19 protein-coding genes are annotated in these 24,605 nt (G+C 50.2%); 13 read left to right on the forward strand and 6 right to left on the reverse strand.

The window, feature by feature from the left end:
- Positions 1-26: 26 nt before the first annotated feature.
- The 4 genes from H627_RS16850 to H627_RS0103785 all read right to left on the reverse strand — a co-directional run bounded on the left by H627_RS16850 (position 27) and on the right by H627_RS0103785 (position 5,300).
- A complete protein-coding gene (locus tag H627_RS16850) occupies positions 27-1,523 on the reverse strand; it encodes a PTS transporter subunit EIIC (protein WP_035439920.1) in 1,497 nt (498 codons plus the stop codon).
- Complete coding sequence (locus H627_RS16855) at positions 1,516-3,735, reverse strand: glycosyl hydrolase family 95 catalytic domain-containing protein (protein WP_051225139.1); 2,220 nt, start codon at positions 3,733-3,735, stop codon at positions 1,516-1,518. The genes H627_RS16850 and H627_RS16855 overlap by 8 nt, the downstream gene beginning before the upstream one ends.
- A gap of 101 nt (positions 3,736-3,836) precedes the next feature.
- Positions 3,837-4,679, reverse strand: a complete 843-nt coding sequence (locus tag H627_RS0103780) for a PRD domain-containing protein (RefSeq protein ID WP_027827861.1) — start codon at positions 4,677-4,679, stop codon at positions 3,837-3,839.
- A 216-nt stretch (positions 4,680-4,895) separates the two neighbouring features.
- Positions 4,896-5,300: a VOC family protein gene (locus H627_RS0103785; RefSeq protein ID WP_027827862.1), complete on the reverse strand. Its 405-nt coding sequence runs from the start codon at positions 5,298-5,300 to the stop codon at positions 4,896-4,898.
- Between the two features lie 240 nt (positions 5,301-5,540).
- On the opposite strand from H627_RS0103785, the gene H627_RS0103790 reads away from it, so the two are divergent.
- The 7 genes from H627_RS0103790 (at position 5,541) to H627_RS0103820 (ending at position 13,335) form a co-directional block, all read left to right on the forward strand.
- Positions 5,541-6,815: an MFS transporter gene (locus tag H627_RS0103790; RefSeq protein WP_051225140.1), complete on the forward strand. Its 1,275-nt coding sequence runs from the start codon at positions 5,541-5,543 to the stop codon at positions 6,813-6,815.
- Between the two features lie 351 nt (positions 6,816-7,166).
- Entirely contained in the window at positions 7,167-8,159 is a 993-nt protein-coding gene (locus H627_RS0103795; RefSeq protein WP_027827864.1) for a glycoside hydrolase family 43 protein, read from the forward strand.
- 57 nt (positions 8,160-8,216) lie between these two features.
- Positions 8,217-9,575 carry an ABC transporter substrate-binding protein gene (locus H627_RS0103800; protein WP_027827865.1) on the forward strand — a complete coding sequence of 453 codons (1,359 nt, stop codon included), beginning with the start codon at positions 8,217-8,219 and terminating at the stop codon, positions 9,573-9,575.
- 63 nt (positions 9,576-9,638) lie between these two features.
- Entirely contained in the window at positions 9,639-10,580 is a 942-nt protein-coding gene (locus H627_RS0103805) for a carbohydrate ABC transporter permease (protein WP_027827866.1), read from the forward strand.
- Positions 10,581-10,594: 14 nt separating this feature from the next.
- Positions 10,595-11,464: a carbohydrate ABC transporter permease gene (locus H627_RS0103810; protein WP_223849934.1), complete on the forward strand. Its 870-nt coding sequence runs from the start codon at positions 10,595-10,597 to the stop codon at positions 11,462-11,464.
- Between the two features lie 18 nt (positions 11,465-11,482).
- Positions 11,483-12,106, forward strand: coding sequence for a DUF624 domain-containing protein (locus H627_RS0103815; RefSeq protein WP_081674630.1), 624 nt, complete (start codon positions 11,483-11,485; stop codon positions 12,104-12,106).
- A complete protein-coding gene (locus H627_RS0103820; protein WP_051225141.1) occupies positions 12,097-13,335 on the forward strand; it encodes an arabinan endo-1,5-alpha-L-arabinosidase in 1,239 nt (412 codons plus the stop codon). Before H627_RS0103815 ends, H627_RS0103820 begins: the two co-directional genes overlap by 10 nt.
- A gap of 47 nt (positions 13,336-13,382) precedes the next feature.
- On the opposite strand, the gene H627_RS0103825 is transcribed toward H627_RS0103820, so the two are convergent.
- Entirely contained in the window at positions 13,383-14,273 is an 891-nt protein-coding gene (locus tag H627_RS0103825; protein WP_027827870.1) for an ArsR/SmtB family transcription factor, read from the reverse strand.
- 103 nt (positions 14,274-14,376) lie between these two features.
- Between H627_RS0103825 and H627_RS0103830 the strand changes: the two genes are divergently transcribed.
- Entirely contained in the window at positions 14,377-15,819 is a 1,443-nt protein-coding gene (locus tag H627_RS0103830; protein WP_027827871.1) for a glycoside hydrolase family 43 protein, read from the forward strand.
- Positions 15,820-15,918: 99 nt separating this feature from the next.
- Here H627_RS0103830 and H627_RS0103835 read toward each other — a convergent pair whose 3' ends face one another.
- Positions 15,919-17,040 (reverse strand): GntR family transcriptional regulator, encoded by a 1,122-nt coding sequence (locus H627_RS0103835; RefSeq protein WP_027827872.1) that lies wholly within the window; start codon positions 17,038-17,040, stop codon positions 15,919-15,921.
- A 229-nt stretch (positions 17,041-17,269) separates the two neighbouring features.
- Here H627_RS0103835 and H627_RS0103840 point away from each other — a divergent pair, with 229 nt between their 5' ends.
- From H627_RS0103840 to H627_RS16865, 5 genes are all read left to right on the forward strand, one after another.
- Positions 17,270-18,634, forward strand: coding sequence for an extracellular solute-binding protein (locus tag H627_RS0103840; protein ID WP_027827873.1), 1,365 nt, complete (start codon positions 17,270-17,272; stop codon positions 18,632-18,634).
- A 65-nt stretch (positions 18,635-18,699) separates the two neighbouring features.
- Positions 18,700-19,617 (forward strand): carbohydrate ABC transporter permease, encoded by a 918-nt coding sequence (locus H627_RS0103845; RefSeq protein ID WP_051225142.1) that lies wholly within the window; start codon positions 18,700-18,702, stop codon positions 19,615-19,617.
- 17 nt (positions 19,618-19,634) lie between these two features.
- The gene (locus tag H627_RS0103850; protein ID WP_027827875.1) at positions 19,635-20,459 is read left to right on the forward strand and encodes a carbohydrate ABC transporter permease; all 825 of its coding nucleotides are present in this window, start codon (positions 19,635-19,637) and stop codon (positions 20,457-20,459) included.
- Between the two features lie 20 nt (positions 20,460-20,479).
- The gene (locus H627_RS16860; protein WP_035439908.1) at positions 20,480-23,578 is read left to right on the forward strand and encodes an alpha-mannosidase; all 3,099 of its coding nucleotides are present in this window, start codon (positions 20,480-20,482) and stop codon (positions 23,576-23,578) included.
- Between the two features lie 67 nt (positions 23,579-23,645).
- Positions 23,646-24,536 carry an ROK family protein gene (locus tag H627_RS16865; protein ID WP_035439910.1) on the forward strand — a complete coding sequence of 297 codons (891 nt, stop codon included), beginning with the start codon at positions 23,646-23,648 and terminating at the stop codon, positions 24,534-24,536.
- Positions 24,537-24,605 lie beyond the last annotated feature (69 nt).

Below are 24,605 nucleotides of genomic sequence, written 5' to 3' on the forward strand. Positions count from 1 at the left end.
GGCGAAGGCTGCTATTTTCTGCGTCGTTACGCGATTTGTTCTGCCTTTGCCTCCGCTGCCGTCTGCTCAACCTGAGCATCCACAGCGTCCTCTTCTGTTGCGTCAAAGAAGACATACGTCAAGGTGAAGGCGACGACGAATGCCGCCACACAGGCAATCATCGCAAAGATGATGGTGCTGGTGAAGCCCTGTTTCGGGTTGATGATCGTTAAGAAAGTCAGCAGCCCGCCCGGGCCATAAGCATACTGCCGAATTTGCAGCAAACCGAAGATCGCCCCGCCGACAGCTCCGCCAATCGAAGCGAAGATGAAGGGCTTCTTCCGCGGCAGGTTGATCCCGTAGACGCTGGGTTCAGTGATACCGAAGAGGGAAGAAACGAACGCTGACCAGCCGGTAGCTTTGGCTTTCTTAGATTTCGTCCGCAGGGTGACCGCTAACGCCGCGCCGCCTTGGGCCAATGCGGAGGGTGCACCCATAATCGTGATAGGATCGTAGCCTAACGTCGTCAAGTTGTTGAGAGATAGAGCAACGAAGCCCCAGTGCACACCGAAGATGACGAGGAATTGAATCAAACCGCCGTAGAGCATGCCGAAAATAATAGGACTGAGATTGAACAGCCACTGGGCACCGGCCCCCAAGCCAAGGGAAATCCAGCTGGTAATTGGACCGATGACAATGAAACTCAAGGGAATGACGATCAAGAAAAGCAGAAAAGGTACGAAGAACATCCGCATATTGACGTTGATTCGTTTGTTAATGCGTTTCTCCAGTTGGGCCGCGACGTAACTGGCGACGATAACCGGAATCACGGAAGTTGCGTAGTTAACCAGCAGCACCGGAATGCCGAAGAAAGTCAAGTAAACCGGTGACGAAAACGGTGTGCCGGCAAACAGATAGTAGAGCGGCTTTTGCTGCATGATCGTGAGCAGCTGCGGGTAAATCAATGCTGCGCCAATCCCCATCCCAATAAAGGGTGTCCCGCCAAATTTCTTCATAGCTGTATAACCTAGGAACACTGGGAAGAAATAGAAGAAGCAGTCGGAGACAATGCTGAGGATCTGGAACGTGCCGGACTTTTGCGGCGCGATGTTGGTGGCTGCCAGAATGATCAGCAACCCCTTCATCATTCCGTTAGCCACCAGCAGGCCCAGCAGTGGGGTGAACACGCCGGAAATCACATCGATCAGGCGGCTGAACAGCCCTTCTTTTTTAGCAGGGGCAGCGGTGCTGGCGGCGGCCACAATGTCGTCAGCCGGCACTTCGCCACCGCCGACATTGCTGCCGAGCAGCGGAATCACTTCGTCATAGACATCGGCCACGTTGGGGCCGATGACGACTTGGTATTGGCCAGACTGCTGAATGACGGTGGCAACGCCATCCAAACTCTTGATTTCGCTGGTTTTCGCTAAATCCTCGTTCTTGAGTTTAAACCGCAGTCGGGTGACGCAGTGGACCAAACTGTTGACGTTATCTTTACCGCCAATTTTATCAACGATTTCTTGGGCAAGTTTGTTGTTATCCATGATCATGTCCTTCTTTCTCTAGCGGATTAGGCTTGTTGGGATCAAGATATTGCGGTGCCAGATGGACAGGCACCGCGGCAGGCAAATCGCCATGTATCGTGCACTCTGTCAGGTAGCCATTGGCCCAGGCAATATCCAAAATTACGCCCGCCCGCGTGCGCACACCGGTCAGATGGCCGGTCGACCAGGCAGCAGGCAGCGCCGGGAATAAAGTGATTTCTGTCGGCGTACTCTGGACGATCATTTCAGCAATGGCGTTACTGAAACCAAAGTTGCCGTCGATTTGGAACGGCGGGTGGCTGTTGAGCAGGTTATCCTGGGTCGATTGGGTGAACATCCGGTTGATCGCTTGCCAGGCAGCTTCGCCATCGCCGAGGCGGGCGAACAGGTTGATTACCCAGGCCAGACTCCAGCCGGTTTGGCCGCTGCCGTGCTTTAGCCGATAGTCGATGAACTTGCGGGCGGCCGCTTTGAGTTCCGGCGTCGTGAATTCATCTCCCGGAAAGAGACCATATAAGGGCGAAAAGTGCCGGTGGCCCTTATCGATTTCTGGATAATCATGGACGTATTCGCGGATTCGACCGTCCGGGCCGATCGCCGTGGGCCGAATCCGGTCTAACACTTTCTGCCAAGCAATGAGCAAGTCCGCATCTTTCCCCAGATGCCGGGCCATCCAGATCAACGCCCCATAGAACTCGCGCAACAAACTATTATCGATGGTCGTGCCATAGCTCAAACTAGCAATATAATGACCATCCACCACGTAGTAGTTTTCTGGGGACACACTGGGTGCTGCGGCGAGATAACCATCTGGATCTTTGACTAGGAAGGCATTATAGAAAGCGGCCAGTTCTTTGAAGGCTGGGTAGATTCGCGTGAGCAGTTTTTCGTCTCGGCTGAATTGATAGTGGCGCCACAATTCATTGGCGAGCCACACGCCGCCCATGGGCCACAGTGTGCCGCTCATCGTGGTGGATTGCGGCGCACCGTCGCCGTAAATGTCTAGATTGTGGTGAATGACACTGCCGGCCAAACCATACATCGTTCTGGCCGTGTCATGGCCGCGGTCAACAGCCAGCAGAAACAGGTCCACCAGGGGCTTTTCCTGGGCGTCATAGTTCAAAGGGCCGGTCAGCCAGTAATTCATTTCTGTGTTGATATTGATCGTGTACTTGCTGCCCCAGACCGGCGTCAGATCCTGATTCCAAATTCCTTGCAGGTTAGCCGCGTGGGTCCCTGGCTCGCTGCTGGCAATGAGCAAATATTTGCCATAGTTGAACAGCGTAACGATCAACCCCGGATCTGTTTCGGCTCCTTTCTTCAGCCGCGCCAACCGATCAGCGGTGGGCAGCTGGGCCAAGGCCGGGTCGTCAGGCAAGCTGAAGTCTGTCCGCTGATAAAGGGCCTGATAAGCCGTGATGTTCTTTGCCTTCACATCAGCGTAGGTACTTGCAGTGACCGGCACTTGCTGGGCAAAGTCAGGGTAGAAGGGGTCACTGGTGGGGACCACGGCACTGGTCACTCGGAACCAGCAGTCATGGGCTTCGGAGACGACGATGGTATTACCGTAAACAGTCACGAAACCGCTGGGAGCAAAAACGGACAGCTTGATGCCGAAGTGGCGGCCGTGCAGACCGTCGGAGTGGCCGCTGATCAGGATGGTATGATCATCCAGCCGATTGACCCGTTCGTACCGTTCCTCTGTCCGGGTGAGGGTGAAATTCAAGGCGAGCACGTTATTGGTGGCCGTGAAGTGGCCGTATAAGGCGTGGTCTTCTAAGGCAGTAAAGGCTTCAAACGTGTGACCATCCTGGCGGCCGGTATATTCCTGGGTATACAGCGCCGTATCCAGATCGAGTGTGCGTCGGTAATTGACGGGTTTCTCAAAATAGTCCACGTAGCGGTTTCTGATCTTTAACTGGCCCAGTACCTCATAGTTGGCCTGTTTGGCTGGGGCCGGGAACATGGTCGGACCAGCCAATTCCTCCGCTTCAATGACCTTGCCTGCAAACAATAAGTCGCGGACCTTGGCCGCGTGCGCTGCCGCGTCTGGGTTGACTCGATGGTTGCGCGGGGCGCTGAATAAGCGGTCGTCGTTCAAGACAATGGTGTTTTCTCGGGTATCGCCGGAAATCATGGCCCCCAAACGACCGCTGCCCAGCGGGTAATAGCTCTCCCAATTTTTAGCTGGCGCAGGGCTCCAAATTGACATAATGATCGAACTCCTTTCTGAATTAAAAAAACTCCAAATCAGATCCAGACATTAGACTGGATCGATTTAGAGTTTTGCCTGGCCTTGGGCCAGTAACAATCTCAATGATTAGGTTGGGTGGTGAGACGCGCAATGTGAATAGTGAGATAGCCCTTCTCGGCTTCACCGATCCCCCGGCGCTTTTTTTGCTGCAAGAAAGCATCAATGGCGGTGGCGCAGGCATATGCCTCGGGGAACTTGGTGCGCACTAGCTCGGAGATATCCACGGTCGTGGTCGTGAAGTCGCGTTGTTCAATGAAGCGGCGGGCAAAAAATTGCAGGTGGATGATCAACCGGCGATAATCATCGCTGTCGGTATCCAGCGGTTGGTCATAAAACTGTTTGATAAGGGCGAGAATCTCCGCGACCAAACTCGTCACGGCGACTGTTTCCTGCAGGGTGGTGCGGTTATTTTCACTATTCACAATATGCAGCGTGATGTAGCCGATCTCTTCATCCGGCAGGGCAATACCGTGTTTGGTGCGGATGTGGTTCACCACCCGTTTGGCAATGGCAAATTCTGGACCGTAGAACGACTGAATCTGCGGTTGTAACGGGTTAGGCAGCACCTCGCCGTTCTTCACCCGGGTAATCGCCTGATGCAAGTGATCGGTGAGGGTGAGGACGATGGTCGGGGCCGGCGGCTTGGCCAGCCCTTCTTTAATGATGGCAATACTTTCCCGGACGATTTCCGATTCTTCAGGCGGGAATGAGCGCAACAGCTCAATCAGAGTTGCCGATTCCTCCGGGTCACTGAGCACGAAGGTTTGCAAATTTTTAGCAGGCCGAATGCTTTCCCCCGGCTTACGCTGAAAGCCAATCCCAGTACCCATTAAAACGACGGCACTGCCGCCGGTATCCCGGGAGATGACGGCGTTATTATTCAGAATCTTGACGATCCGCATGATGTCCTCCTCTCTATTAAACAAGATAGACGGACAAAGAGACCCCAAATAGGCAATCGGTTTTGCCTGACTTGGGGCCAGTGACAATCCTTTGATTTATATCTGTAGTGTAACACGGATAAATTGTAATGTAAACGGTAACACCACTGGCCATTTGCCATTTATCAGAGTCACAAGTGACCATTTATCGTCAGATTCAGTCAATTAGTTGGAACGCTAGGCCAGTACGGCTACAATCTCAATTTTAATCCGGTCCGGATCCTCAAGATACAGCGCATAATGATCCGGCCCGCCGGCAAACGAATACCGCTCGGCATAAAGTTCATGGTATGGTAAGCGGCCTAAGTCAGCATGCAACCGGTCAACGGCGTCTTGGCCGACCATATTAAATGCCAAATGGTTCAGCCCCACGTTCGTTCGGTTGTACGCCTGTTGCAGTTTCTGAGATTGGACAAAGACCAGATAAGTGCCTTCGCCGAGAATATAACTGATGCCGCTGGGCCATTGCTGATAGACGCGGTAGCCCAGATGATCCACGAGCAGCCAGTCATAAAACTGTTTGGAATTGTCCAAATTACGGACATAGACCTCCACATGATGTAATGCACCATTAATTGCCATGAGCATCCCACTCCCCTTGACCATACGCATTGTGGTGTTGTTCTGCATACCGTATAATTTGGAAAATTATACCACAGCAACAGCTTCTGGGTAATAAATGAGATGCTGGGCGGCCTAATTTCATAGAAGATTGATAAAATGCCATCTCGCTCTTTTTAAAACATCAGCCTTAGGACCGATAACATCGGTTGGCGCATAGTATACTGTATAGTCAATTACTGTGTGAGGGAGAGTAGTACGATGAAGAAAGATAAAACGTTTCGCCAAATGGTCACACTGCTGACTGCGAATTTCTTCGGCATGTTTGGCAGCGGCATGCTGTCGTTTGCTATCGGGCTGTACATATTACACAAAACCGGGTCGGCCTTGGGGATGGGCATCACGTTGATGGTCGGACCGCTGGTGGCGTTAGTGCTGACGCCGTTCGTTGGCTACATGGTGGATACCCGCTCCCATCGGGCAATCATGATTGGGGCACAGATCGGTACCAGTATCGGGCTGCTCCTCTTTGCCCTGGCCTTCATGTGGTGGCCCGCATTCTACTATCCAGAAGTAATTGGGTTACTGATCATTCTAACGATTACCGACCGCTTCCTGAGTACGGCGCTGTCTGCCAGTCTGGTTACTTTATTTCCCACAGATGTGCTGCAGCGGGTCAATTCGTTGAATCAGTCCGTATCGTCACTGGCTCAACTGATCAGTCCGATTATCGGCGCGGTTATCTACTCGTTTGTATCTATCGGTGCGTTTGCCTTGGTCGAAATTGTTTTCGAACTGCTGACGCTGGTGTGCATCCTGCGACTCAACTTTACCGTGGCAAAACCCGCTGCTGAATCGGCAACGGCCGAAATACCCGCCACACCGGCGGCTAAAGAATCGCTGCTGGCCAACTTCGCTGAAGGGTTGCGGTATTTGCAAGGCAATCGGCTGATCCTGCTCTCCTGTCTCTTCGGCGCGGGCATCAACTTTCTCTTCGCCGCTGTCAATGTCGGCCTGCCGTACCTGCAGGTCACAGTGCTGAAGATGCCCAATACACTATATGGAATTACGGATTCCGGTTTCGCTGTCGGCATGATCCTCGGCGGGGTCGCCTTGAGTATGATCACGCTGAAACACCACCCGTTTCTGGTCTCTCTGTGGGGGATCATGCTGCTCGGCAGTGTCCTGACCTTGCTCGGGGTCCCGGAACAAATGGCGTGGCCCATGATGGGGAACGTATTCTTCTACGGGCTGCTGAATGTCGCCAACGGCATTATCCTGGTGGTCATCAATACGCCGATCAGCACGATGATGCAAAAATTGATCCCACAGGCCATGCAGGGCCGCGTCTTCATGCTGACTGGGACCATCTCCAGTTTGCTAATGCCGCTGGGCACATTGGTCTTCGGTTTTCTCTTTGACCGAATGGCGGCATGGATCATTCTCTTGGGGGTGGGCTTACTGACGCTGCTGATGAGCTTCATTACCGTGGTTTATGTCCAGCGGACGGCACTGTTGGCAGAGTTTCCCGCATAATCCGTTGAGTGCCTCACCCATATGGCAATGATATTCGAATTTTTACGCACTTGCTTCGCGGCGAGTGCTTTTTTATATACCGCAGAATGGCGTGCACAATACTGATATGTTAGTTTGAAATTCTTGTTTTGAAATTAACAAATATGCTGTTCTAATTGTTGAGAACACTAAAAATACAAATCAAGATTAGCATAACCCCATTTATTGCCCTTTTTAAACAATAAATTAGCAGTTTAAATGACGAAATTCTAGAAATAATATGGAAAATGCTATTGCAATCGGTTCCAATTCGGCATACTCTGTAGATGCACATGTGTGAGAGAGCTAATTGAGGAATAGGAGAAAGTCGTCATGGCAACTTGTGATCGCTACATTAACCCGTTAATTGTTCAACGGGCCGACCCGTTCATCTACAAACACGAAGATGGGTATTATTACTTCACCGCTTCGGTACCGGCCTATGATCGGATCGAAATTCGGCGGGCCCGCACGCTAGAAGGTTTAGCCCATGCCGCGCCGCGTACCGTGTGGCGGAAACATGACCAAGGATCAATGAGCCAGCTGATTTGGGCGCCGGAGATCCACTACATTCAGGGGAGCTGGTACATTTACTTTGCAGCCGCTCCCAGTACCGGGCCTGGGCCAGACGGACTGTTTCAGCACCGGATGTTCTGTATTGCCTGTGAGTCGCAAAATCCCATGGCCGGTGAAGATGCATGGGAAGAAAAGGGTCAGATTCAAACTGGAATGGATACGTTCAGTCTGGATGCCACTGTTTTTGAACACGCCAACCGCCTGTACTATGTCTGGGCCCAGAAGGATCCCCAGATCAAAGGTAATTCCAATCTCTACATCGCGGAGATGGCTAACCCTTGGACACTGAAGACCCAGCCGGTCATGTTGTCGAAGCCGGAATTCGATTGGGAGACGCAGGGGTTCTGGGTAAACGAAGGCCCGGCCGTGATCCGTCATCAAGAGCATCTCTTCATGACGTATTCCGCCAGTGCCACCGATGCGCATTATTGCATGGGTATGTTGAAAGCCAGCGTCGATGCGGATTTGTTAGATCCGGCCAGTTGGGCGAAATGGGATCATCCGGTTTTCCAGAGTGATATGGCGGAAAAACAGTACGGGCCTGGCCATAATTCATTCACCATTGCCGAAGACGGTCATACCGATATGCTGGTTTACCATTGCCGGGATTACACCGACATCAAGGGTGATCCGCTGTTTGACCCGAATCGGCACACGAAGATTCAACCATTCACCTGGGATGCTGCGGGCAACCCGGATTTTGGCAAACCGGTCCCGTACAATTACAACATCACGCCCGTCGCGATGTAGTCATTATTTTGTTAGTCAGCAATACAATATGATTTCACTATTTGTGGAGGAGATATCATGTCAAAATTTATTCATAAAGTCATGCTGGGAGCTATGGCCTTGCTTTCGGTCGGCCTGCTCGCTTCCTGCGGCAGCAAATCGACAGGCTCAGCCAATGGTAAGCACCAATTGACCTTTATGTTCCGGGGTGGGGATGCGGAAAAGAAAGCCTATGGCGAGGCCATTAAGGCTTACGAAAAGGCGCATAAAGATGTATCCGTCAAGATCATCATGACCAGTGCCGACAACTATGCAACGAAGCTGCAAGCGGCGATCTCGGGGAATAAGACGCCGGACGTCTTCTATGTTGAACAAAACAACTTGATGGCCTATGCCGACAACGGTGTTTTGCGGGATATCTCCAAAGACGTGAAGGATTCCAAAGTTGATTTGAACAACATCTGGAAATATGGTGTGGACAGCTACCGTTACGATGGCAAGCAAGTCGGCAAGGGCGATCTCTATGCGCTGCCTAAAGACGTGGGGCCTTTTGCACTAGGCTACAACAAGACTATGTTTGAGAAAAATAACATTCCGTTGCCAGACAAGGATAAAGCCTACACTTGGGAAGAATTCGTCAAAGTAGCCCAAAAGTTGACGAAGGATACCAACGGTGACGGCAAGATCGATCAATACGGCACTGGCTTCAACGTTGTGTGGTCCTTGCCGGCATTGGCTTGGAGTAATGGGGCTGACTGGATCAACAAGGACAAGACTAAGGTCACTGTAAATACGCCGAAGTTTGCCCATGCCCTACAAGAATTCGCTGATTTACAGAACAAGTATCACACCACACCGTCTGTCAAGGAGTCCCAATCGCTGGACACCTACCAGCGTTGGATGCAGGGGCAATTGGCTTTCTTCCCGGTTGGTCCGTGGGATTTGCCGACATACAGCAAGCTGAAGTTCGACTATGACCTGATTCCTTGGCCGACAATGAGTACGGGCAAGCCTGCCGCTTATGTTGGTTCCTTGGGGATTGGTGTATCGAAGAAAACCAAGTACGGCAAGGATGCTGCTGATTTAGCCATCTACCTGTCGACAAACCGGAAGGCCCAACAAATTTTGGTGGACAATATGATTCAGATTCCGACGTTGAAAGATATGGCTAACAAGTGGGCGAACGAAAAAGACCACGGCAAGCCGGAAAATCGTCAAGAATTCTTGGATATTGTTGAGAAATACGGACGCGGCCTGCCTGGCGCAACGACTTACAACGCCGAATGGTACGACATGTTCTATACCGACATTCAACCGGTACTCGATGGTAAAAAGACTGCTGCCCAGTTCGTCAAGGAAGAACAACCGAAGATGCAATCTAAACTTGATGCAGCTAATCAGCAAAAAAAGACTGCCGAAGCAACCGCCGGCAAATAACCTAATGACTGAAAGGGGATGTGGCTGCACATCCCTTTTCTTTGAGAGGAGCAGCAATACGTCATGGAATCGACAGTTAAAGATAAAGCCCCCGTTGATGGGCGTAAGAAGCGGCGGGCCCACGATTCGTCGCTATATAAAAACGAGCACCGCGTCGCATTTTTGATGATTTTACCGCCGGTGATCGGTTTTCTGATTTTTACACTATTCCCAGCCGCTTACGCAGTATTTGCTTCATTCACTGATTGGAATGGCATTGGCCAAATGAACTGGGTAGGCCTACGCAACTTCCAGGTGATGCTGACCGACAACTATTTCTGGAAATCGTTATGGAATACATTCTTTATGATGATCGGGATTCCGATTGGGTTGATTTTGTCCTTCATCCTGGCGTCGGCATTATCCCGAGGCTTAAAGGGGACGACGTTCTTCCGGACCATCTACTATATTCCAGTTATTTCTTCGTTGGCCGCCATCGCCATCATGTGGCAATGGGCTTATAACGGGGACTACGGCTTGGTTAACCAAGTCCTGGCACTGGTTGGGATCAAGGGCCCGAACTGGCTGCAAAATGTGCACACCGTTAAGCCGGCCATTGTGGCGATGAGTGTCTGGAAAGGCTTGGGCTATTCGATGCTGCTGTACCTGGCAGCAATTCAGAGTGTGCCGCAGACTTTCTATGAAGCTGCTGAACTTGATGGGGCTAACTCATGGCAGAAATTCAAAAACATTACTTGGCCGATGTGCAAACCAGTGACCTTCTTCTTGGTAATCACGAATATCATCGGCGGGTCGCAGCTCTTTACCGAAGTCAATATCATGACCCCGACCGGCGGTTCAGAGTTTAGTTCCGCAACCATCGTTTGGTACATTTGGCAGAAAGCCTTCAAGAACTTCCAGATGGGTTACGCGTCGGCGATGTCCATTATCTTGGGTATCATTATCTTCATTGTCACGGCTTTGCAGTTCTATCAGAACCGCCGGTCGGATTACAAACTGGGATAGGAGAGTGACTGACTGTGTTAGCAAAATCAAGTACGCATAAAATGTCCCAGAAGCAGACGACCCGGATCGCAGATTTCTTCATTTACATCATTTTGATTGCCGGCGGCGTCTTAATGGTTGGTCCGCTGCTGTGGATGATTTCCACATCATTGAAAGACAAAACTGGAGTCTTCCAATTGCCGCCGCAATGGATTCCCAATCCGATTCATTGGGATGCCTATCAGCGACTATTCCATTTATCACAGTTGCAAACCGGCTTCATGAACACCATCATTGTTTCGCTCTCCGTGACGATTATTGGCTCGTTTACTTCCTGTATGGCCGCCTTCTCGTTCGCCAAATTACGGATGCCCCATAAGAATGCCATGTTCCTGCTGCTTCTGGTAGGTCTAATGATCCCGTATCCCGCAGTGATGATTCCCCAATTCATGATGTTCTCCACAATTGGGTGGGTGGATACGCTGAAGCCGCTGATCATTCCTGGTTTGTTTGGTAATATCACGATGATCTTTTTCCTGCGGCAATATCTCCAAGGCATTCCCGATTCGGTCGTTGAGTCGGCCAAGATTGACGGCGCCAGTTATTGGACAATCTTCTCCCGAATCATTTTCCCGTTAATGCGGCCGGCCGTGGCTGCCCAGTTTATTCTGTGGTTCATGGGTGCCTGGAACGATTACCTGGGGCCGTTAATTTACTTGAATTCTCCAGAGAAACAGACGTTGCAGGTAGTCATCGCCAACTTAAGCGCGACGTATGCCACTCAAACGGACTATCCGTTGATCATGGGCTTATCGTTCATCTCAATGCTGCCAATTTTGATCATCTTCTTGATCTTCCAGCGGCAGATTATTGAGTCCGTGGCCTTGTCTGGGATGAAGAACTAATTTAGAAAGGAGGTCCCCATGATGTGGGCAACGAAAATCATGGATGTATTATTAGCGCTTGAGAAAGTGCTGATGATCAGTCTGTGCCTGCTGCTGGGCACCTTGGCCGGACTTTTTATCACCGGTATTTTGCCCGCCGCAGAAGCGGCACTCTATACGATTCAGCGGATGCTGCAAGACCATGAATTGGGCGTGCTGGCGTTGGCGAAACTGTTTTACCAGCGTTATCGGACTCAATGGCGGCTATTGCTGAAGTTATCGATAATCAACACCATCGGCTCGCTGGTTTTGCTGCTGGACTGGTACGCCGTGCTGGGGTTGAAGCTGCCGCTGCTGTGGCCGCTACTGGTGATCACCCCGTATTATGGGATGGTGATGCTGAATCTACTGTTACTTAAAGGTAGTGATCAGCCGACGTTCCAGCATTTGAAGCAGGCATTAGTTTTGCCGTTTGCCTTCTTTGGCCGGTACATCGGCGTCTTGGCTGTCTTTGCCTTGGCGGCGGTCATTAGTTTGCAGGTCAGCCCCATCATTGGGGCGGCTTTGCCGGGTGTGTACTTAGTTGGGATTTATTATGCGCTGCCAGTTAAGCTGACCGCGCGGGCAACAGTATCTCAAAAGGAGCGGCAGGCATGGAACTAACGGCACTGCTGGCAGAAATTGGGACCCGCGGTGTGCATGACCCGACGATTATACCTGATTCCCGGGGCTATACGATGTTTTCTACGGATACCATGATTGACGGCCAGCCGACCCAAGGGATTCAGCGCCGTCATTCGCCAGACTTGATTCATTGGAACTATCAGGATCAGGCGCTGTCCGGTGTACCGGCAGATGCCCAAGATTGGAGCCAGGCGCAAGGATTGTGGGCACCGGAAGTGGTGTCTGGACGCAATGAGTATCGGCTGTATTACGCTGCCTCAACGTTTGGTTCCCGACGGTCAGCCATCGGGTTAGCTACTGCGGCTGATTTGGATGCACCGTTCATACCCCAGGGACTGGTACTGACAACCGAAGGCGGCCAAGATCAACGGAATGCACTGGATCCCAATGTGATTCAAGACGGTAAGCGGCAGTGGCTGTGTTACGGGTCTTTCTTTGCTGGTATTTATCTGGCAGAGCTGGATCCGGCTACCGGCATGTTAAAGAAACCTGATGACCCGGGAGTGCGCATTGCCGCTCGGCCGCGGGCTTTGAATAACGGTTCGATCGAAGGGCCGTTTATCTATCATTCGCCCCTGACCGGGGAGTATTACCTCTTTGTCTCGTATGATTCCTTGGCTTATTCGTACAACATTCGGGTTGGACGAGCCAAACAGATTACTGGACCATACCGCGATTTTCAAGGACACAATTTGATTGCAGATGATCCGCTGACGGCCGATCAAGTCGGTACGAAAATCTTGGGCAGCCGGCATTTTGCTGGCGAATCGGCCCAGCTGCTTGCTCCGGGGCACTGTTCAGTGCTTGATGTCGGCCCAAAGCAGTATCTTGTGTACCATAACCGGGCAGTAGCCGGCGGACCTTCATTCGGGTTGGTCAGCCAGCTGCATTGGACGGTGGACGGCTGGCCGGTGGTGAGTCCCGAGCCGGTCTACGGCGCTGCCTGTTCAATTTCGGTCGCGCAGCAATCGGTGGTTGGTGATTGGGACATTGTCTCTTTGACTGCGTCCACTGATCCCATTGAGAGCCAACGGGTCACCCTCACCGCCGCGGATGTCGAGCAAGTCGGGCCGGAACAATTCGTTCTGGTCGGGGTTGGTCATGGTAACGTATGGCAGGAATACGATTGGGCGATTGATCAGCCCCGAGTCGTATTTAGCGGTATCACGCCGCAAGGATGGGGCGTTTTAGGCAAAAAGGCCGGTTAAGACAACAAAATGGGCAGGGGATATTGATTATCTTCCTGCCCATTTGCTTAACTATGGTATAGCTTTAATTCGATATCTTGATCATAGTTGCCAAAGCCTTTGCCAAAAATCGTACAGCCGCCTTGATTCACCGCGTCTTCCTTGATAGCAAAGCGCACCTTGAAGGAAGAGACATGGGGGTCGAGATCCTCCAGCGTCACGTCGGAGAATGGTTGGGCATCCAAGAAACTGCCGTCATGATTGATTCGGACAGTCTTCATAATGCCGTATTGGTTCACGTTATCGGGCACCCAGGCCGGGGTGTATTTGCCGCGAATGTCCGAAAAGTCGCCAGGACTGGTCCAAGTACCGATTTCTTGATCATTGATGGAGAAGGTAATATCTGACGGCCAAACGTTGTTTGAAAAAGGAAATTCGGAACCCAGTTCCATGGACAAATCCAGCATTTCGAGTTTGTCGTTTTGCCCCAAATAGTTCGGGAACTGATATTCAACGAAGCCGGCGGTCCACCAAATCATTCCGGCATTGATCCGATCGGGATCCATGAAGTACCCGGGCGTATCCACTTTCCCGATGAAGTCATCTTGACCAGCCATGCCGCATGAAGGAGTCACCTCGAAATCGGTGAAATGGCCAACGGGCAATTGGACCGTATACGAGTCGAAAGCGGGGTAGATCATTTGCGGAAAACGGATATTGATCTTGTCCACTTTTAAATGGGAGATCTTATTGTGCCCATCGCGTTCAAAACCAATGAGACCCGCTTCGGCGAGTTTCCCCAAGTGCATCAAAACGATCGCGCTGCTCAGGTTCAATTCTTTAGCTAAATCCTTAACGCTCATTTTACGGTGCGAGAGTTTCTGAATAATTTCCAACCGGACTGGACTGGCCAACGCTTTATATGCAGCCAAGGAGCGGGTTGAGATATCTAGTTCCATGTTTTCTTCCTCCGTCAATCATCTATTAAACGTTTACAACACACTATATGTTAATTCAACACCGAACAATATTCAATTGATTAATAGAAAGGGAGTTCAAAAAATGAAACTCAATCGCGTTACGCGCTGGCTTGCCCTGCTGGGTGCGGTGCTGTTGGCTGGGACAGCCGCAGGATGTCAAAAGCAAGCAGCCGCGGCCCCGGTCGCCCAGAAATTAACAGCCCCTAAAGCAGCACCGGCGACGGTCCACGATCCGTCCATTGTGCAAACCAATGGGCGGTATTACATCATTGGTTCCCACATGCAGTTCGCCTCGTCTAAGAATCTGATTCAGTGGCAGCAATTATCGACGAGTGTGAAAGATACCAAACTGTTCAGCAATATCACCGCAGAATTGGGCCCAGCGCTCAGTGATGCAGAAACTGATACGTTTTGGGCAGGCGATATCGAACAGTTAAAGGACGGCAAATATTACATGTATTATTGTGCCTGCCAAGGCAGTTCGCCAACTTCAGTGTTGGGCGTGGCCGTGGCGGACAAAGTGACTGGCCCCTACAAAGACCAGGGCATTATCCTGCGTTCCGGCGGCGCCATCAAAGACGATGCCGCGTATGACGCCACCCAACAGCCCAATGTGGTCGATCCTCACGTGTTCCATGATCAGACGGGTCAACTGTGGATGGTTTACGGATCATATTCCGGCGGGATCTTTATCCTCAAGATGGACGAAGAGACAGGCAAACCGTATCCCGGCCAAGGCTACGGCCAACGGCTGCTCGGCGGCAACCACGTCCGCATCGAAGGGGCCTACATGCTCTACAACAAGCAGACCGACTACTACTACTTATTCCTGTCCTTTGGCGGGCTGAGCGCTGATGGCGGCTATAATCTGCGGGTCTTCCGCTCCCGCCAGCCGAATGGCGGATTCGTTGATGTTCAGGGGCAGCAAGCTGCCGATATTCGCGGTAAATTAGGCACGACCTTCGATGATGCCGCTATCCAAGACTACGGCAACAAGCTCATTGGTAATTTCACTTGGAAAGAGGGCAGCAAGCAAGTGGGCTACGTGTCGCCTGGCCACAACACCGCCTTCCAAGATAAACAGACCGGGAAGTATTTCGTGATGTTCCATACCCGCTTCCCCGGCCGCGGCGAATATTATGAAGACCGCGTGCATCAGATGTTCTTTACCCGCGACGGGTGGCCGGTACTGAATCCGGCGCCCTATGATCAGGAAACCAAGACGAATTACACGACCAAGCAGGTCATTGGCGATTATCAGATCGTCCAAATGAATAAACTGATCACTGAGGATCCGGCGACGGCAAAAACAACGACGGTCGATCAAGATGGCAAACTGACGGGGAAAGTAACCGGCAGCTGGACCAATAAGAACGGTCAGGCAACATTGAAAACAAATCAAACTACCTACTCGGGAGTCTTCATTTCCTCCTGGGATCCCTATCAGAAAGCGCAGACGATGATGTTTAGCGGGACGGATGCGCAGGGCGAACCGGTCTTTATGCGGCGGATGGTGACGCGATAAGACAGAAATGGCGCATAGCAATCGGGCCGCTGTCTGCCTACTTGATGGCGAGGAGACAGCGGCCTGATTATTGTTACCAGCAGCCAATAGTGAGGCAGATTACGGGATCACATGCATCAGGCCGCGATTAACGACAGTACCGTAGTCAATATAGCGTGACGGTAGCTTCACTGTGCGGTTTGCTAATGGTTTATTGGTCAAGATTTTGGTCATCAGGTCTACCGCCGATGCGGCGATGGCCTCTTCATCCTGGACAATGCAGGTATAACGGACACTGCGAATAATATCATTATTTGGGTCAAATCCGGCAATACCGATATCTAACGGAACGGAGAGGCCCATTTCCATAGTGGCTTCGCGCACCAATGAGCCAATATAGCTGTCCAGAACAATCAAACAAGTTGGCTTGTTAGTCATAATACAGTCTTTAATGCGCTGGATATCTTCCGCCAGCGCATTTTTCCCGTCGTGATGGGCATAAGTGGTTTCAATGATATGAGCAAACGCACTGGCCTTCAGCGGATAATCGGTTGTAGCGTATACTTGGGAGAATGCTTCCTGCCGAATAGCTAGAGTGGAATTAGAAACGTCATGATATCCGATTACGCAAATGTTTTGATGACCAAGGGCACTGATTTGTTGGGCTAGTTGGCGGGCGCTCGCTAAATGGTTAGTCCCGGCGAAGACTTCATCAATGCCGACAAGCTGCTTATCAATAACGACTACTGGAAACTTCTTTAGAATAAGTTGCATGAGCAGCGGGTCATAAAAAGACCGCTGTAACGGATTAATAAAGATCCCTTTGACGTGGGCGTCAAGCAATTCTTGCAAGCATTGATTTTCTTGATCTTCGTCTTCACCAGAAAACTTGATAATGAGTGGATAGCCTTTTTTGGCTGCGGCGTCCGTGAGACCAATCAGTAATTTAGCACCAAAGCTTTCCAAGATGCCCGGCAAAATAGCGCCGAGCATTTTTTTGTGCGGCGAAAGCTCTGTTTTCTTAAGAACGGTGGTCCCCACGCCGGCCCGGCGGGTGACGATGCCCTCGGAGGCCAACAAATTGACAGCTTTTTGGACGGTGATACGGCTTACTTTATAAGTACCCATGAGTGTTTTTTCGGGCGGCAACTTTTCGCCGATCGGATAGTGGCCAGCGTTGATTTGAGTCTTCAGATCTTCAAAGATTTGTTCGTAAAGCGGCTTGTATGTTGAATACTCCATAGTGACTCTCCCCTAGAGGTGTTTCTAAGTAGCATACTACGAAATGACATAAAATCAAGTACAATAGCTCATATATCAGTGTAAGCGTTGACATTCCCTTTTTGCAAGCCTAATATCTAACCTGAAAAGACCGTTAGAATAATTAATATAGAGAAGGGGGAATAAATGACATATAAAACAGGTCAAATGGTGGCAAGACAGTAAGCATGCAATTATGGAGGAATCAATCATGAAGCTAAGTAAATGGGCACTTGCTCTTGGCATTTTTACCAGCGTTGCACTTTTAGCCGGGTGCGGTTCGGGTTCAAGCAATAGTTCAGATGGGGTAACAACAGTTAAAGTCGCTTGGCGGGCAACAGGTAAGGGCGACAGCATGTACCGGATCTATTCCAAAAAGTGGATTGCTGATTTCGAGAAGAAGAATCCAAAAATCAAGATTTCGCTGCAACCAATCAACGCGTCAGAAGGCGATTATTTCTCTAAGCTGGATCTGGCAATGAAGTCCGCAGATACCACACCGGATATTGTCAACGAAGATACGTTCATTCTGCCAGCGGATGCTAAGGCCGGCTACTTGGAGCCATTGGATTCCTATGTGGCAAAATGGTCCGACTGGGATAAGTTCACGGCTGCTTTGAAGAAAGGCAGTCAAGGTTCTGACGGCAAACAGTATGGTATTCCGGGAACGACAGATGCCCGTGGTATCTGGACTGACCTAGTAGTGACAAAAAAGGCCGGATTAGCTGCCGATTGGGCACCGAAGAGTTGGGCCGATATTCTCACTGCCGCTAAGAAGATTAAGCAAACGCAGCCGAATGTTATTCCCTTCGCCATGGGTGTTTCGACGACCAACGGCGAATCTGTATCGATGCAAACATTTGAACAGTTGCTCTACGGTACTGGAGAAACACTATACAACGAAAAAACTAAGAAGTGGAATGTCAATTCTAAGGGCATCCTGGCCACATTGAACTTTATTAACCAGATTTACAACAAGGATAAAACCGGGCCAAGTTTGTCTGTTGTCATGAGCAGTAATTACGGTTCTACGATCTTCCAAGATCGGATTCCCAAGAATCAGGTGGGGATGGCCATGGATGGTATCTGGAACACAGGGAATTGGTCCAAGGATGGCGCAGCACCCATCGCTAATATGACTAAGGTGTTGGCCTTCAACTTGATGCCGACAGAGAAAGGACAGAAACCCGGATACGTAACAATGGCTGGCGGCTGGTCTTGGGCATTACCTAAGAATTCAAAGAACAAGAAGGCCGCTTGGACTGTGATGAAAGCCATGAATACAAAGCAGCTAGCAGTGACTCGGGCATTGCAGGAAGGTACGTTGACAGTTCGTGATGACGCAGCCAAAGATCCTGAATACTTGAAGAAGCCGTTTATTAAAGAGGCCACTCAGGCTCTGCAGAATGCTCACTTCCGGCCCAAAAACGACTTGTACCCTAAGGTATCGATTGCAATCCAGCAAATGGTTGAGTCGGTAGCTGCCGGTCGGAAATCACCGAGCGACGCCGCTGCTAAGTATGCAACTGACGTGAAAGGCATTGTCGGCGATTCAAACACAGATACGCAGAAGTAGAGAGTGCGAGGTGTGGCCCGAGAAAGTGCTGGCCGCACCTTTTTTACAAATTGGAGGTGTACGCTATGGACGCTTCAAATGTCATTAAAAATAAGCCGCATAAAACACAGCAGCAGAAGACTGAGCGGCGGCTATCAGTTTGGCTGATGCTGCCCAGTATGATTCTTTTGTTGATATTCTTTCTAACACCGATGATTTTGACCGTGGTATTTTCCCTGACTAATTTATCATTGACGGGGGAGGCCGCATCGTCGCTGCACTTTATCGGCTTTCAGAATTATCTGCAAATGTTTAAGGATCCTGCCCTGGCTACGTCCATCTGGAATACGATCGTCTTTGTCCTTTTTTCCGCGGTCATTGGGCAATGTTTCTTCGGCTTCCTCATTGCCTTCATGATGCGGGGGAAGAACAAGACATTCAGACGAATTATTGGGTTGATCATTATTGCCGCGTGGGTGACTCCGGAAGTTGTTGTTGGTTTCTGCTGGGTGGCCTTCCTTGGCGATAACGGCACCTTGAATATGCTGGCCCACAATTTATTGGGAATGAAACCAGTTGCTTGGCTCTACACCTTCCCTATGGTCAGCATCATTATCGCCAACGTTTGGCGTGGTACCGCCTTTTCCATGATGGTTTTCCAGACGGCATTAGATGATATTCCCCAAGAAGTGGAGGAAGCGGCCGTGATGGATGGCGCGACCCGCTGGCAATTGGTTACCCGAATCACTATTCCCATGGTTAAGGGAACCATTGCGACCAATATTATGCTGGTCACATTACAAACATTGGGTGTATTCTCTTTGATTTACACCATGACTGGCGGTGGGCCAGAAAATGCAACGAGTACTTTGCCCGTCTTCATGTACAAGCAGGCGTTTGTCAGTTACCAATTGGGTTACGGAACTGCAATTTCCCTGGTGCTGTTACTCATTGGTGCATTGGCCAGCCTCCTGTATATGAAGATCCTCAAGGTCAAAATTTAGAAGGAGTGTGATTCAACATGATGAGGGAAAACAAAACCGTGCGTTTTGTTCAATACGTTGTTCTGGCAGTCATTGCGCTGCTCTTCCTGTTGCCGCTCCTTTGGATGTTGTTCTCGTCCATTGATACGCACGCCATTCAAGCAATTCAACTGCCCAAACAACCGACGCTGGCTAACTTTATGGCGATTTTGACCGATAGCAATATTATGCGGTCATTCGGTATCGGATTGCTGGTTTCTGGTTTTCAAGCCATCTTCGTGGTTTTGATCAGTGTCTTAGCGGCCTATCCATTATCGCGGTATCCGTTGCCTTGGAAGAAGCCGTTCCTGCTGTCGATCCTATTTTTGACATCATTACCGATGACAGCGGTAATCGTACCGGTCTATCAGATGTTTCTATACCTGAAGTTCCAGAACTCGTTGATTGCCACAACAGTATTTATGATTTCCACCAGTTTGCCCTACGGTATTTGGATGATGAAGAACTTCATGGACTCAGTGCCGCATGAGTTGGAGGAAGCAGCCTGGATCGACGGATCAACCGTCTGGGAAGGGGTGCGAAAAGTTGTTTTACCGTTAATGCTGCCAGGTATCTTTACAATTGGTATTTTCACGTTCACGGGTTCATGGGGAAACTTCTTCGTACCGTTCATTTTGATCACATCACCAGAAAAGCTGCCCGCATCAGTTACTATTTTTCAGTTCTTTGGCAACAACGGGTTGGTCAACTACGGCCAACTGGCAGCGTTCTCCGTGCTGTACACACTGCCGGTCGTCATCCTGTACACCTTTGCGCAACGGTACATGTCTCAGGGGTTCAGCTTTGGCGGTGCAGTGAAATAGTGTGAGGAAGGAAGAGTGTAATGACTTTAGATGAAACGACGTTTTTGCGAAAAGCCGACCAGCAGCTCGGGTATCTGCATGAGTATTTCTATCGGGACTTTCAGTCGGTAGATGCCCTTGAGATCACGGAAGACAAGCGTGAGGACAAACGTTGGCTGCCTGAGAATGCGGAATGGCGGCCAGCTGCGATTGGTGACCACTGGGAGGGACGTGATCGATATTATTGGTTACGTTTCAAACTCGCATTACCACAGTATTCTGCTAATCAGCACTATGTCATGCACATGGACTTAGGCCGCACAGGCGGCGGTAACAACTCCGGTTTTGAAGGCTTGGTTTTCCTAAACGGTGAACCCCACCAAGCAGTAGACAGCAACCATGAAGACATGTATCTCGACCATACCTTTAGCGGCCAGACGTTGGATGTGGCCATCAAACTATGGACTGGTTTGGAGGGCGGCGGTGCACCGGTTATTCAGCACTATGTATTGCGAGCGCTGCAGGCCGGCATCATTAATCAAACCGTGGTGGATTGTTATGACTATCTGTGGAATATGGTCGGTGTGATCCGTGAAATGGATGCCGACGAGCCCTTGAAATATGATTACATCAGCGTGGTGCGTCAGTCCTTTCGAACTTTTGATTGGGCGCAGGAAACAAGTGCGACAATCGGCGAAACTTGCCAAGAAGTACTGACGCACATTCAGCGCTTCATCCAAGAGCATGCCAATCAAAAGAAGCAATATACGATCACTGCAGTGGGCCATACGCATATCGATGTTGCGTGGCTTTGGCGTTTACGCCATACACGGGAGAAGATTGCTCGGTCATTTTCTACGGTTTTAGAGTTGATGAAAGAATATCCGGACTATCAGTTCTTTCAGTCCACACCGCAGGATTATGCATTCCTGGAAACTGATTATCCCGACTTGTACAAGCAAATTCTCCAACGGATCAAAGAAGGCCGCTGGGAAGCTGATGGGGCTACGTGGTTAGAACCGGATACCAACCTGCCCAGTGGAGAGTCGCTGACCCGGCAATTTCTATACGGCATGGGGTATTTCCACGACAAACTGAATGCCAAACAGCATGTGCTGTGGCTGCCTGATGTATTCGGCTATTCAGCTGCCTTACCGCAAATCCTGCAAGAGTTTGGTATCCCCAACTTTATGACGACCAAAATCAGTTGGAATGATACGAATCGCATGCCCCATGACACCTTTTACTGGCGAGGAATTGATGGCTCACGGGTATTGACCCATTTCATCACCACGGTAGAATCAGACGCTGACTTTAATGATCCGATGCAATGGCGCTATACGTACAATGGTGATATTACACCGCGGACTGTGTTGGGGACGTATCATGTGTATGCTGACAAGCAGATTAATGATGATTTGCTGCTGAGCTATGGATATGGCGATGGTGGTGGCGGCCCGACTCGGGAACAAATTAAGAATATCGATATTATTAATCAGTTGCCTGGCATGCCCACTGTGAAGAATGGTCGAGTGGATGATTACTTTGCCCGATTGCAGGATAAACTGCACCACACTGATGCACCAGTCGCTGAATGGGACGGCGAATTGTATCTCGAATATCATCGGGGAACGTATACGTCGCAGGCGAACATCAAGAAGTGGAACCGAACAGCAGAATATGCGCTGCGTCGGTTGGAAATGAGTTATGCGACGGCCTATGTTGAGCAGGACGTCCCGTATCCGCATCAAGAGATTCGGGACTTATGGATCATCTTGCTGCGCAATCAATTCCATGATATCCTGCCGGGTTCTGCAATTCATGAAGTGTATGATGATGCTCGGGAAGAATTCAAGCAGTTGTTTGCCGGGGTGGCTGATTTAGAAGCTAAACTCAATCAGCAAGTGACGACGTCGCAGGCCGGCCAAGTCGTTGCCCGCAACTTTTTGCCATGGGATGTTGAAACGCTGATCAAGTTATCTGATGCTGACCGGGATGGCGCGGTTAATACGGCCAATGGTGCGTATGCTTTGGCAACTATCCCCGCGCTGGGCAGTGCCGTCGTAACTGGGAAAACGCCGCCGCAACAGAAGACAGCCGTGGTGAGCAACAACACAGTGCGCACTTCGTATTATCAAGTCACTTATGATGCCACGGGACTGCTGACTTCAATTACAGATATTCGCAATCACCGGGAGGTTCTGGATACGACGTTGGGCGGCAACGTACTGACCCTGTATGAGGACCGGCCGTTAGACTACGATAATTGGAATATTGATGTTGATTATCCTGAAAAGGCGAAGCAGTTACAGGCGCAATCGGTGGATGTCGTTGAGAATAATCCTCTGTTTGTGGATTTGGCAGTCCACTACGCCTTCGGCCAATCAACGATGACGCAAGTTATCCGGTTGTATGCATTCTCTCCGCGCATTGATTTCATTACCGACGTTGACTGGCATGAACGACAGGTGTTATTGCGCACTGCATTCAACACAAACATCGTATCCGACAGCGCCCGGTATGATATTCAATATGGCAACGTCACCCGCGCCACGAATGATAACACGAGCTGGGATCAAGCCAAATTTGAAACGGTTGGTCACAAGTGGGCGGATTTATCAGAGCGCGATTACGGCGTGGCATTATTGAATGATTGTAAATATGGCTATCGGGTCAAGGGCAAGCAAATGTCTTTGACGCTGCTCAAGTCAGGCGATTATCCAGATACGACCGCTGATGAAGGCCAGCATACATTCACCTACAGTTTGCTGCCGCATGAAGGCGACTTTATTACCGGTGAAGTGGAAAAGGCTGGCGAGGAGCTGAACGACCCAGTTGCCCTCCTGACTGACGTTGATCAGGATTCATTAACTCCCTTGTTTGAATTGGACAGTGAAACTCCTGTTGCATTGGATGCTGTTAAAATCAGTGAAACTGGTAACGATTTAATTGTCCGGTGTCATGATTATACCGGTACAACGGGGACCGTGATGCTGAAACCGCACTTTAAGTATGATGCGGTACAGCGTGCTCATCTCAACGAGCAGGAAGCGGAGGCGCTGACGCCTGATGAAAATGGCAATGTATTGGTGAACTTCAAGCCATATAAAATTGTGACATTACGGTTCACTCTAGGATAAGGAATCAGCAACGATTGAGCCGCACTTCATTTTGTGCGGCTCTTTATTTTTGAATGGAGGTCTTTGTATGTATGCGGCAATTGAGGCAGGCGGTACTAAGTTCGTATGTGCGGTGAGTGATCACCAGCTTAATATCGTGGAAAAGATTCGAATTGCGACGACGGATCCGCAACAAACGCTAAGGCGGGTCTTTGCTTTTTTAGATCAGTACGACATCGAAGCCATTGGTGTTGGCGCATTTGGCCCGCTTGATTTAGATAACCAATCAAGTCATTACGGGTACATCACAACAACACCAAAAGCAGGGTGGCAGGAGTTCAATTTTCTTGGTGTACTTAAAGGCCATTTCGAGGATATTCCAATCATTTTCACTACGGATGTCAATATTGCCGCTGTTGGTGAACAGCGACTAGGGGCCGGTCGCGGCGCCCAAAATGTTGCCTATTATACAGTGGGGACTGGCATCGGGATGGGCTTTCTCTATCACGGGGCGTTGTATGACGGCCGGGGGAATTTAGAAGCCGGCCATATTCTGGTGCGCCGTTCCAATGAGGATAAGTTTGCCGGCGTGTGCCCGTATCATCGTGATTGCTTGGAGGGAATGGCTTCCGGGCCAGCGATGGAGAGCCGGTGGGGGTTAAAAGGGGCAAATATTCCCACTGATTCATTTGCTTGGCGGCTTGAAGCTAATTATCTCGCCCAGGCATGTATGATAACGACGCTGTCTTTATCACCAGACATCATTATTTTTGGTGGAGGTGTGTCTAATCGGTCAGAATTATTTCCCTTGATTCGCAGCGAGTTTTCTAAGATCTTGGGCGGATATGTCACGACCCCCAATTTGGCGCATTATATCGTTCATGCCGCATTAGGCAATGATGCCGGAATTGTTGGCGGATTGTTGCTGGCGAAAGATGCAGCGGTCAAAGTCAGCACTTCAGCGTTAGCGCCGGACTGATTTCGGTTGGCGGCGTAAATTAAAAGGAATCCGCTTTGCTCGTATGATTACTGAGCTCGGCGGATTCCT

It is taken from the genome of Schleiferilactobacillus harbinensis DSM 16991, assembly GCF_000425885.1.
GTDB classification, from domain to species: domain Bacteria; phylum Bacillota; class Bacilli; order Lactobacillales; family Lactobacillaceae; genus Schleiferilactobacillus; species Schleiferilactobacillus harbinensis.